Annotated in this window: 10 protein-coding genes; 6 read left to right on the plus strand and 4 right to left on the minus strand. The window is 56.5% G+C overall.

Annotation, left to right across the window (positions count from 1 at the left end; genetic code table 11):
• Positions 1-14: 14 nt before the first annotated feature.
• The 4 genes from cmoB to ACHZBF_RS07415 all read right to left on the minus strand — a co-directional run bounded on the left by cmoB (position 15) and on the right by ACHZBF_RS07415 (position 3811).
• On the minus strand, positions 15-992 hold the full coding sequence (gene cmoB, locus ACHZBF_RS07400) for a tRNA 5-methoxyuridine(34)/uridine 5-oxyacetic acid(34) synthase CmoB (protein ID WP_321528084.1): 978 nt from the start codon (positions 990-992) through the stop codon (positions 15-17).
• On the minus strand, positions 989-1729 hold the full coding sequence (gene cmoA, locus ACHZBF_RS07405; RefSeq protein ID WP_321528085.1) for a carboxy-S-adenosyl-L-methionine synthase CmoA: 741 nt from the start codon (positions 1727-1729) through the stop codon (positions 989-991). Before cmoA ends, cmoB begins: the two co-directional genes overlap by 4 nt.
• 80 nt (positions 1730-1809) lie before the next feature.
• Positions 1810-2805, minus strand: coding sequence for a YhdH/YhfP family quinone oxidoreductase (locus ACHZBF_RS07410; RefSeq protein ID WP_321528086.1), 996 nt, complete (start codon positions 2803-2805; stop codon positions 1810-1812).
• A gap of 169 nt (positions 2806-2974) precedes the next feature.
• Positions 2975-3811 (minus strand): alpha/beta fold hydrolase, encoded by an 837-nt coding sequence (locus ACHZBF_RS07415; RefSeq protein ID WP_321528087.1) that lies wholly within the window; start codon positions 3809-3811, stop codon positions 2975-2977.
• Positions 3812-4336: 525 nt separating this feature from the next.
• Here ACHZBF_RS07415 and putA point away from each other — a divergent pair.
• From putA to ACHZBF_RS07445, 6 genes are all read left to right on the plus strand, one after another.
• Positions 4337-7522: a bifunctional proline dehydrogenase/L-glutamate gamma-semialdehyde dehydrogenase PutA gene (gene putA / locus ACHZBF_RS07420; protein ID WP_321528088.1), complete on the plus strand. Its 3186-nt coding sequence runs from the start codon at positions 4337-4339 to the stop codon at positions 7520-7522.
• A 297-nt stretch (positions 7523-7819) separates the two neighbouring features.
• The gene (locus ACHZBF_RS07425; protein ID WP_321528089.1) at positions 7820-8734 is read left to right on the plus strand and encodes an ABC transporter permease subunit; all 915 of its coding nucleotides are present in this window, start codon (positions 7820-7822) and stop codon (positions 8732-8734) included.
• A gap of 2 nt (positions 8735-8736) precedes the next feature.
• On the plus strand, positions 8737-10086 hold the full coding sequence (livM, locus tag ACHZBF_RS07430) for a high-affinity branched-chain amino acid ABC transporter permease LivM (RefSeq protein ID WP_029133957.1): 1350 nt from the start codon (positions 8737-8739) through the stop codon (positions 10084-10086).
• Positions 10083-10994: an ABC transporter ATP-binding protein gene (locus ACHZBF_RS07435; RefSeq protein ID WP_273437785.1), complete on the plus strand. Its 912-nt coding sequence runs from the start codon at positions 10083-10085 to the stop codon at positions 10992-10994. Before livM ends, ACHZBF_RS07435 begins: the two co-directional genes overlap by 4 nt.
• Before the next feature lies 1 nt (position 10995).
• Positions 10996-11706, plus strand: a complete 711-nt coding sequence (locus ACHZBF_RS07440) for an ABC transporter ATP-binding protein (protein ID WP_029133955.1) — start codon at positions 10996-10998, stop codon at positions 11704-11706.
• Entirely contained in the window at positions 11703-12029 is a 327-nt protein-coding gene (locus ACHZBF_RS07445; RefSeq protein WP_029133954.1) for a DUF6867 family protein, read from the plus strand. The genes ACHZBF_RS07440 and ACHZBF_RS07445 overlap by 4 nt, the downstream gene beginning before the upstream one ends.
• Positions 12030-12170 lie beyond the last annotated feature (141 nt).

Genomic DNA, 12170 nt, shown 5'->3' on the forward strand with positions numbered 1-12170 from the left:
ACTGAATAATTGGATTATGTCGCGGTGGCCAGCAGGGTGGCCCGTAGCGGCGCCGGATGCCCTTCGATTGTGCGGCGGTTGTCCGCCGGGTCAAGATAGTCGGCCAGGGATTCAAAGCGCATCCAGTCGGTTGCGCGCTGCTCCTGGGTGGTGGTCTGGGTTACATCCACCACCCGCACATCCCGGAATCCGCAACGTTCCAGCCAGCCCGAAAGCGTATCCGGGGTGGGGATAAACCAGACATTGCGCATCTTGGCGTATCGGCCCTCCGGCACCAGCACCTGGCCCCGTTCGCCTTCGATCACCAGGGTCTCCAGGACCAGTTCGCCACCGGGCCGCAATGCCGCCTTCAACTCATAGAGGTGGTCTATGGGGGAGCGGCGGTGATAGAGCACCCCCATGGAGAATACCGTGTCGAAGGCGCGCAGATCGTTGGGGAGATCCTCAATGCCGAGCGGCAGCAGATGAACCGGCCAGTGGGCTCCCAGAAAATGACGGATGGCAAGGAACTGGGCCAGAAACAGCTGGGTCGGGTCGATGCCGATGACCAGTCCCGCGCCTTCGCCGGCCATGCGCCAGCAGTGATAGCCGTTGCCGCAGCCGATGTCCAGCACGCTTCTTCCCCGAAGTGGGCTGATGTGAGGGATTAGCCGGTCCCACTTCCAGTCCGAGCGCCACTCGGTATCGATATGGATACCATGGATCTGGTACGGCCCCTTGCGCCAGGGGTGCAGTTGCTGGAGCAGTGCATAGATCGTCTCATGTTCCGATTCCGTCAGGGAACGGGTTCCGGCGGAGGAAATGCGTGACTGATCCAGAGTGACCTCTCCAGGCTCCAGCGCCGGCAGTTGCTCAATGGCTGAAAGCCAGCGATCCAGGTCGCCATGGGGGCGCTGCTTGAAAATTTGCTCCAACTGCCCCGGTAGCCGTTCCGCCCACCCATCCAGTCCGTAGGTCTGCATCAACGGATAGAGTGCCTGATAGTCGATCATCCTTTTCGCGCTACCAGAGAGACGAAGTTAAAGCACTGGAACCAGAGGTCGGCGCGCTGGAAACCGGCCTGCTTAAGCCGGGTCTGGTGTTGCTCCAGACTCTCTGGAATCAATACATTTTCCAGGGCGCTGCGTTTCTGGCTGATCTCCAGGTCGTTATAGCCGTTGGCCCGTTTGAAGGCGTGGTGCATCTCGATCTGCAACTGCTCCTCCACCGGGTCGTCAAAGCGGATCTTTTCCGAGAGGATCAGGATGCCGCCCGGTCGCAGACCTGCCTGGATGCGTTGTAACAGAGCGGTCCGCTGTTCAAGTGGAATGAACTGCAGGGTGAAGTTGAGCGTCACCATGGAGGCGTTTTTAAATTCCATCTGCGCAATGTCTGCGCAGACAAAGTCGATGGGTGTGGCGTCAGTGGTCGCCGGCAACCGCTTCACCGCCTGCTCCAGCATGGCCGGTGAGTTGTCCACCGCAATAATGCGACAACCCGGTACCCGGATGCCGCGCTGGATTGCCTGCGAGGTGGCGCCCAGTGAACAACCCAGGTCATAACAGAGACTCGCCGGTTGCACATACTGGGCCGCCAGTACACTGCTGAGATTGATCACGCTGTCATAGCCCGGCACGGAACGTCCGATCATGTCGGGAAAAACCCGTGCTACCTGTTGGTCGAAAACGAATTCGCCAACCTGTTCTCTGGGGTCCGAGTAGACCCGGTCCTGTTCTGAGTCAGTTTTCATGGTGGTGGTCGATGGTCTGGAATAAAAAATGGCCACTCGCGGCGTTGCCGCGGGCGGCCATTATCCCTGATCGGTGGGCGTCAGGCTATCTTGACCAGGTAGTGGCCGTGGGCCTTGCCCTGGAGTATCGCCTTCAGCCGATCCGCCACCTCATCCAGAGTGATCTCGGTGGTCAGTTTTTCCAGGCAGTCGGGTTTCCATTCACTGGCCATGCGATTCCAGGCGGTAACCCGGTTGGCCATGGCGGTTTCGGCCGAGTCGATGCCGATCAGTGAAACCCCGCGCAGGATGAAAGGAAAGACCGTGGTGTTTAGTTCCGGAGAACCCACCAGTCCGGCGCAGGTGACAATGCCTCCGTAGCGGGTCGCCTTGATGGCGCTGGCGAGCATGTCACCGCCCACGACATCGATGACGCCGGCCCACTGCTCCTTCAGCATCGGGCGTTCGGTCTCGATAATCGCCTCCCGACCGACCACTTCGCTGGCCCCGAGGGACTTGAGAAAGTCCGCTGCATCCGCCTTGCCGGTGACGGCCGTAACCGAAAATCCGGCCTTGGCCAGCATCGCCACCGCCAGGCTTCCCACCCCGCCCGTGGCGCCGGTGACCAGTATCGGGCCATGATTGGCAGTGACACCGTTGCGCACCAGGGCATCCATCATCAGTCCAGCCGTCAGGCCTGCGGTGCCGAACATCATGGCCTCTTTCAGGCTCAGGTTCTGCGGCCGCTTGATCACCCAGGCAGCAGGCACGCGGATGTACTCGGCCAGGGCGCCATCGGTATTCATGCCCAGGTCGTAGCTGGTGACGATCACCTCGTCGCCCACCGCAAAATCGCTATGTTCGCTGGCGGCGACGATACCGGCGGCATCGATACCCGGGGTGTGAGGATAGTTACGGGTCACTCCCTTGTTGCCGATGGAAGAGAGGGCGTCCTTGTAGTTCAGGGCCGAGTAGTGCACTTTAACCAGCACTTCGCCAGCCGGCAGTTGGTTGACGGAACGGGTCTTGATACCGCAGACATATTTCTTCGGTTCAGCCTCTTCAATAACCAGGGCGCGAAATTGGGTTTCGCTCATTATCTTCTCCTTGCAATACGGCGTAGTGGGTTTCCGGTAGCTGGTGGCACTCAGTCGTTGCTTCCGGAATGGGTTATCAGACTATGGTCCGCTTCGATTCGGGGCAGCCGTTCCATCACGCTGGACGTTGCCGTTTCAAGCGGACTGATTTCAAACTTTTTGTGCAATGTCACAATAATAGCTTAGCTCGCTCATCCTCTTCCGGTCCTGCCGGCTCACGAAGATGTCGCAGGAAGTTTATCCAGTAAGGATTGACCTCATCGGCGTTTGTGATCGGCGCCAAGTGACCTCCCGGGACCCAGTGGGCCTCCAGTCGGGGCAGGGTATGTTCCAGTACTTCGGCTACACGACGGGTCGGTAACGGGCTTTCCTGACTGCGCAGCAGGCAGACAGGCAGTGCCAGATTCCGGTAATCTTCGGCCCTGAGGGTCTCCCGCAGCACGGCCTGAAAATCGAGCAACACTTTGTTGATGTAGCGATCCAGCATACGCTGTTTCTCCACCGGGAGTCCCTGGTAGGTGCCCTGGCCGCTCCAGAAGTCGATAAAGTGGGCGGTGGCGGTAGGTATATCACCCTTAGCAAGGTTCGACGCTATCTGCTGTTCCACCTGCTGCATGATCCGGTAAGCCGGCTCGCTCTGGTCAAGCAGGAAAAAGGCTACCGGCTCGTACAGTCCAAGAGAAAGGATGCGGGATGGATTTTCGTGGGCCAGTCGCAGTGCGGTGGCGCCACCATAGGAGTGTCCGATCAGATGGAATCGCTCATTGCCCAGGTATTGCCTGATAATCCGCGCTATCCGAGCTGCTTCTTTGGCGAGGCTGAACTGATTGGGAGAGTCGGGAAATTCACTCTCGCCATAGCCATACAGGTCGATCGCGATAATCCGGTATCCGGTGATCAGTTGCTCGCTCAGCTTGCTCCATTGTGTCTTGCTACTCAGGGAACTGTGCAGCAGGACCAGTGGTGTGCCCGTTCCCCGTTCGGTGATTACTTGTTCAGATTGCATGGATTTACCTGATTATCGTTCCCGCAGGATTATTTGTACGCCAACCGTGATGTGGCAAAACCTGCGTTCGGCCTGCAGCCCGAGGTGTGCAGCGCATACGGGGCAATAAGTTGCCTGAAATATGGACTGCCAGCTTAACTGCAGGGTTGCACTGCAGCAACCGGGTATTGAGCATTGTTTCTATGAAACCTCCAGGTCGAATGAAGTGTCTGGATGCAGCCATTCTTTAGAACCTGATGCCGATTCGGTTTCGCAGCCGGTGGCTCCGGTTTCTGTCTCTTCAAGAATGCCGGATATGGAGAAGACAGATTATTTTGTAACCATTTTCGCCGGTTCTTCGTCTTCTTCGGCGATCAGGCGTAAGAATCAAATAAAAGGTCGTGGCATTTTGTCAGCAGTACGCCATGCTTGTCGTTAGTCTGGAGCATAGATAACACTGGAATAATTGCATGCTACAGTTTTATAGAGGTAACCGGCCGCTTTACTCAGGTGAGTCTGCGGGTCCACCCAAAGGAGCCAAGTGCTGTGACGCCCCTATTTGATGCCAGTGCTGCCTTAAATATTGCCACAATTCAGCAAGACCCTGATCTGCTCAAATCTCGCATCAGCGCCATGTATTGCGTGGATGAATCAAGTCTGCTGGAGACGCTGATCCCCCTTGCCAGACCCACGCCCGAATTGCTGAAGAAGACCACCCGCGAGAGTGCCGAGCTGGTCAGGGCGGTGCGGGCGCGGGATGATGCCATGCACATGATCGATGCCTTGCTGTTGGAGTACAGCCTGGATACCCGGGAAGGGGTGTTGTTGATGTGCCTGGCCGAGTCGCTGATGCGTATTCCGGACAGCGCCACCGCCGATGCCCTGATCAAGGACAAGCTGGGTATCGCGGACTGGAAACAACACCTGAAGCAGAGCAAGTCGCTGTTGGTGAACGCATCAACCTGGGGACTGCTGCTGACCGGCAAGGTGATCACCCTGGATGCCGGGATTGAGGATGAGCCGGCCAGTGTGATCAATCGGCTGGTCAACCGGCTGAGTGAGCCGGTGGTGCGGCAGGCGATGCACCAGGCGATGAAGATCATGGGCAGGCAGTTTGTGCTGGGCCGTACCATCACCGAGGCGCTGGCCAACAGTCGTAAGCAGCGTGAGGCTGGTTATAGCTACTCCTACGATATGCTCGGGGAGGCGGCGCTTACCGACCGGGATGCCGAGCACTACTTCGAAGCCTACAGCGGCGCTATCAAGGCCATAGGCAGCGATACCTTCCCTTCGGACACTTCCTTCCGTTCCACTGTATCGATCAAACTTTCCGCCCTGCATCCACGCTACGAACAGCAGCAGGAGCGGCGGGTGATTAGCGAACTGGGTGACCGGATGCTGGCGCTAATCAAACTGGCCCGGGAACTGGATGTGGGAATCACCATTGATGCGGAAGAGGCCGACCGGCTGGAGTTGTCGCTGAAGGTGTTTGAACGGCTCTACCGGGATCAGATCAGCCGTGGTTGGGGCAATCTGGGCCTGGTGGTCCAGGCCTATCAAAAACGGGCGCTGCCGGTGCTCTTCTGGCTGGCGGCGCTGGCTGGTAAACAGGGTGACCTGATCCCGTTACGCCTGGCGAAAGGTGCCTACTGGGACAGCGAGATTAAACATGCCCAGCAGCTGGGTCTGGAAAGTTACCCGGTATTTACCCGCAAGGAGGCGACCGATGTCTCCTATCTGGCCTGTGCAAGCTTCCTGTTGAGTGATCAGCTGAAAGGTCTGATCTATCCTCAGTTCGCCAGCCATAATGCCCACACGGTGGCCAGTGTCGTCAGCATGGCAACCCATGATCAGTATGAATTTCAGCGCCTGCACGGCATGGGTGACGCCCTCTATGAGGCCGTTATCGAGCGCTATGCAAGCCGTGTCCGGATCTATGCACCGGTCGGCAGCCACAAGGACCTGCTGCCTTATCTGGTACGCCGGCTGCTGGAAAACGGCGCCAACTCCTCTTTCGTGCATAGGCTGATCGACCAAAAAACCCCGGTGGAGTCCCTGATCGAGCATCCTCTGACCAAGCTCTGCCAGTACAGTTCCCTGTCCAATGAGCGTATTCCGTTGCCCCCGGATATCTATGGAAAAGGGCGCATTAACTCCTGCGGAGTCAACATTAATGTGGCTGATCAATGGCTGCCGCTGCAGCGCGAGGTACAGGCATTCTTCCGCCAGTCCTGGCATGCCGCGCCGCTGATCAAGGGCAAACGGATCGAGTCCGGTGAGGTCGTGCAGGTTCATGCTCCACATGATCGGGTGATTCATGTGGGCAGTCTGATTCAGACGGATGAACAGACCGTCGGGCAGGCAATTGCCGTAGCCTGCGAGGCATTCGCCGGCTGGAACGCTACGCCGGTGGCCAAGCGGTCGGTTGCCCTTGAACGGGCGGCCGATCTGCTGGAGGAGCATCGGGCGGAGCTGATAGCGCTCTGCCACCTGGAGGCCGGCAAGACCATCCAGGATGCTATTGACGAGGTGCGGGAAGCGGTGGATTTCTGCCGCTATTATGCCTGGCAGGCGCGACTGCACTTTGATTCGGCGCAATTGCTGGACGGTCCGACCGGCGAAGCCAATGAACTCTATCTGCAGGGCCGGGGGCTGTTTGTCTGTATCAGCCCCTGGAATTTTCCGCTGGCCATCTTTACCGGCCAGGTGATGGCGGCCCTGGCGGCCGGCAACAGTGTGATTGCGAAACCGGCGGAACAGACCAGCCTGATCGCCGCCCGAGCCGTGGAGCTGTTTCACCAGGCCGGTATTCCGGATAGCGTGTTGCACTTGTTGCCGGGGGAGGGCAGCCGTATCGGGCCGCTGCTCACGGCCGATGAACGCATTGCCGGCGTGGCCTTTACCGGCTCTACCGAGACGGCCCGGCTGATCAATCGCTCACTGGCCATGCGCAACGGTCCAGTCGCCACACTGGTGGCCGAGACCGGTGGCCAGAATGCCATGGTCGTGGACAGCACGGCCCTGCCGGAGCAGGTGATCAAGGATGTGATCTCCTCCGCTTTCGCCAGCGCCGGGCAACGCTGTTCCGCGCTACGGGTACTGTTTCTCCAGGACGATGTGGCGGAGCGCATACTGGCACTGCTCAAGGGGGCAATGGCTGAACTGAAGGTGGGTGACCCCTGCGAGCTGGATACCGATGTGGGGCCGGTGATCGATGAGGAGGCGCGCCGCACGCTGCAGCGGCACATTGCCGAAATGCGCGAGCAGGCCACCCTGATTGCCGAGACTCCGCTGCCGCTGAATGCCGAGGCGGGCTGCTTTGTGGCACCGGTGGCGTTTGAGATCCAGCACATGGATCAGCTCAGTAAAGAGCACTTCGGCCCTGTTTTACATGTGATTCGTTTTAAGGCCTCCCGGCTGGATGATGTGATTCTACAGATCAACAACTCGGGATATGGTCTCACCCTGGGAATACACTCGCGCAATGAAACCACCAGTCGCTATATCGACACCAGGGTACGGGTGGGAAATGTCTACATTAACAGGAACCAGATTGGCGCGGTGGTGGGAGTACAGCCGTTTGGCGGCCTCGGTCTGTCGGGCACCGGACCCAAAGCGGGTGGTCCACACTACCTGCTGCGGTTTGCCACGGAAAGAACACGGACAACAAATACCACGGCCATCGGTGGCAATGCCACGCTGTTGTCACTTGAGAATAGCGTGATCCGCTGATCCGGGTGCAGGGGCTACACCACCAGGGTCCGGGATGGCCGGGAGCGGATATGTCCGTGGATGGAGTTATACCGCGAAGGCCACGGACGGCCGGGAGCGGATATGTCCATGGATGGAGTTATACGGCGAAGGCCACGGATGGCCGGCAGCGGATGACAGTTGTTATTGTTGTCATTAATAACTATAAAACAATGGAGTAGCGCATGGTCTAAAGCCACCAAAGACGTGCAGCGTGAGCGATTGTTGTTCGGTTGTTTCACAGCTGCACGATGAAAATAATATAAGCGTGAGGAGCTCATGGAATATTTTATCCAGCAGTTAATCAACGGCGTTACCCTCGGCTCGATTTATGGGCTGATCGCGATTGGCTACACCATGGTCTACGGCATTATCGGTATGATCAATTTCGCCCATGGCGATGTCTTTATGATTGGCGCGTTTCTATCGTTGATCGCTTTCCTGGTTCTCGGCATTATCGGCATCACCTGGATTCCCCTGGCGCTCCTGGTGGTGCTGCTGGTCTCCATGCTTATCGCCTCGGTTTATGGCTGGACGGTTGAACGGCTGGCCTACCGGCCGCTGCGCGGCTCATTCCGGCTGGCGCCGCTGATCTCCGCCATCGGCATGTCGATCTTCCTGCAGAACTATGTGCAACTGTTGCAAGGGGCTCGGGTTCGACCCATGCCCCCGGTGATTTCCGGTGGTTTCACCTTTCTGGAGGGTAGCGACTTTTCTATCACAGTGAGTTATCTGCAAATTGTGATTGTTCTGCTCACCATTGCATTGATGACAGGTTTTGCACTGCTGATTGCCCGTACCTCATTGGGTCGGGCACAACGCGGCTGTGAACAGGACCGAACCATGTCGGCACTGCTCGGGATCAATGTGGACCGGACTATCTCCCTGACCTTTGTCATGGGAGCCGCGCTGGCGGCGGTAGCCGGCATGATGTTTGTTCTCTACTACGGTGTGATTGATTTCTATATCGGTTTCCTGGCCGGGATAAAGGCGTTTACCGCTGCGGTGCTTGGCGGAATTGGTTCACTGCCGGGCGCCATGCTGGGTGGCCTGTTGATCGGCTTGATTGAAACCTACTGGTCGGCCTATTTCTCGATTGAGTATAAGGATGTGGCGGCCTTCGCGATTCTGGTACTGGTGCTGATATTCAGACCGACCGGTTTGTTGGGTAAGCCGGAAATCGAGAAGGTGTAATCATGATGATTGAATCCAATAATAATCCGCGTGGTATTGATATCGCTGGACTGTTGAAGGAATCCGCCATCGCCGCCCTGGTGGCCTTGGGGCTGACCATAGTCATGCTTGGACTGCGTACGGTAGATACCACCACGGGGCTTGGCATCACGACACGCTGGCCACTGGTCGCCGTTGCAGTGATATCGGTGTTCGCCGGACGCTTGCTGTTCGCTTTCAGGCGTGAGTGGAAGGCCTCCAAGGGGCCGGTCAGTCGCGATCGTAAAGAAGAGGAAGATCGGGCTGCCACCATCATTAAACGCTTCTCCACTATCGGTGGTCCGGTGTTTATCGCCTTTGCCCTGGTGCTGCCGCTGATGCCCTTTGCCGATCGTTATGTGATCGATATCGCCACCTATGTGTTGATCTACGTGATGTTGGGCTGGGGGCTCAATATTGTGGTGGGACTTGCGGGCTTACTGGATCTCGGCTACGTGGCGTTCTATGCCGTGGGCGCTTACTCTTATGCCCTGTTTGCCTTCTATTTCGATCTGTCGTTCTGGGTCTGTCTGCCGTTGGCCGGACTCTGTGCTGCCAGTTTCGGTGTGTTGCTCGGTTTTCCGGTGCTGCGCCTGCGGGGTGATTATCTGGCCATTGTCACCCTGGGCTTTGGCGAGATTATTAGGATAATTCTGCTTAACTGGTATAAATTTACCAATGGCCCCGATGGCATCTCCGGTATTCCGCGCCCCAGTTTCTTCGGCCTGGAGTTCAAACGTACTGCAGTGGAGGGAACCCAGACTTTTCATCAGTTCTTTGATCTCGATTACTCCTCCATGCACCGACTTATTTTCCTTTATTATCTTATTCTGATACTGGCACTAATCACCAACTTCTTTACCCTGCGCATTCGCAAGATGCCAGTCGGGCGCGCCTGGGAGGCGTTGCGGGAAGATGAGATTGCCTGTCGCTCGCTGGGTATCAATCCGACCAATACCAAATTGACCGCTTTTGCCCTGGGCGCCATGTTTGCAGGCTTTGCCGGTTCCTTCTTTGCCACCCGGCAGGCCTTTATCAGCCCGGAGAGTTTCACTTTTATTGAATCGGCGGTGATTCTGGCCATTGTGGTTCTGGGTGGCATGGGTTCTCAGGTCGGCGTGGCGATTGCGGCGGTTTTATTGATCGGTGGAACGGAGTTGTTCCGTGGTCTTGAGGAGTATCGCATGCTGGCCTTTGGTGGACTGATGGTGGCCATTATGGTGTGGAAACCGCGTGGATTGCTGGCGCATCGGGAACCCACTATTAAATTGCATCCAGACAAGGGACCACCCCCTGAAGCGATCAAGGCAGTAACTGAAGGGGAGGGGAAATGAACAGGGTTTCATCCATTCCACCTGAACTCATTATACCCAGCGGTGCCGCGCCACTGCTCACTGTTGAGCATCTCACCATGCGATTTGGCGGACTGCTCGCCATTGATGACGTCTCGTTTGCCGCTGGTGAAGGCGAGATTACCGCGATTATCGGTCCAAACGGTGCAGGCAAAACCACGTTGTTCAACTGTATCACCGGTTTCTACACACCGACTGTTGGCAGATTAACTCTGCGCGCCCGTGGAGAAGCGTTTCTGTTGGAACGAATGGATGGTTTTCGCATCGCCCAGCGGGCGCACGTGGCCAGGACTTTTCAGAATATTCGGCTATTCTCTGAAATGTCGGTGCTGGAGAACCTGATCGTCGCCCAGCACAACGAGTTGATGAAGGCGTCCGGTTTTACCGTTACCGGCCTGTTTGGTTTTCGTGCTTATCGTAACAAGGAGAAGGAAGCGACCGACCTGGCCCGTTACTGGTTGGATAGGGTAGGGCTGACCCGGTTGGCCGATATCAATGCCGGCAATCTCCCTTATGGCGATCAGCGACGGCTGGAGATCGCCAGGGCGATGTGCATCAAACCGACCATACTCTGTCTGGATGAACCGGCAGCGGGTCTGAATCCAAAGGAATCGGGCGGACTCAATAACCTATTAAATTACATCAAGGATGAACATGGTATTGGACTGCTATTGATTGAACACGATATGAGTGTGGTGATGGAAATATCTGACCATGTAATCGTACTGGACTATGGCAGCAAGATATCTGACGGCACGTCACTCTATGTCCGTTCTGATCCCAATGTTATACGTGCCTATCTAGGTGAGGATGAAACGGAAGAGTTACCCCCGGAGATAGTCAAGGATATTAAAAGCGATTTTGATCCAGAGAGCAGGGGGGGTATCTGATATGTTGGAAATATCAGGGGTGCACACCTTCTACGGCAGCATTGAGGCGTTGAAAGGGGTGAACCTTACCGTCAAAGCTGGTGAAATCGTTACCCTGATTGGTGCAAACGGTGCCGGTAAGAGCACACTGTTAATGACTACCTGTGGCACCCCCCAAGCCGCAAAAGGAAGCATTCATTATCTCGGGCAGGATATCACCCATTTGAGTACGCACGAGATTATGCATTTGGGATTGGCACAGGCACCGGAAGGGCGACGTATATTTCCCCGCATGTCGGTAATGGAGAATCTGCTGATGGGGGCGATTGTCTCTGACGAAAAATATTTTGATCAGGATCTGGAGCGGGTGACAACACTGTTCCCTATTCTGAAAAAGCGCGCTAACCAGCGCGGAGGAACCCTCTCCGGCGGTGAACAGCAGATGCTGGCGATTGCGCGAGCGATGATGAGCCGGCCTAAACTCCTGTTGCTGGATGAGCCGTCATTAGGTCTGGCGCCACTGGTGGTAAAACAGATTTTCAAAGTGATTGAGGAGATTAATCGCGAGGATAATGTGACGGTGCTGCTGGTTGAACAGAATGCCTACCATGCACTGAAACTGGCGCATCGGGGCTATGTGATGGTGAATGGCGAAATCACCCTGTCGGGTGAGAGTAAGGATCTGTTGGAGCGACCGGAAGTGCGGGCGGCCTATCTGGAGGGCGGACATTGAACTTACCGGTGTTTATTGGCCTTACCCTGGTGTTGTTCGGCCTTGCCGCCTACATGATGGGCCAGGCGATTGCCATTACCTGGCGGCCCCTGCGGCAAGTATTTCTCTATGCGCTGCTCCTCGGAGCCGGTGATCGCTTTCTGGTCTTTGCCCTGTTTGACGGCGAATTGGCTTCACTGGGTGGTTATCTGATCGATACGACGGCGATCACCTTGATTGGTTTGCTGGCATTTCGGATTACCCGGGTGAACCGGATGGTCAGTCAATATCCCTGGCTTTATCGACGATCGGGCCTGTTTGGCTGGGAGGAGATTAATAAATGATCTGGCGAATGCAGTCAGGCGATTGTGTTCGTTGATTGTGCGTCACCTTAAAGTAAGTGGGCAATGCTGTTTGCTCATGCTTTGAGGAGTGGTTCAGCGTGGTGCGCCCATACTGGACTAATATAAGAAAGAAGGAATATT

This window comes from Sedimenticola selenatireducens (assembly GCF_963675335.2).
In the GTDB taxonomy this organism is placed as follows: domain Bacteria; phylum Pseudomonadota; class Gammaproteobacteria; order Chromatiales; family Chromatiaceae; genus Sedimenticola; species Sedimenticola selenatireducens.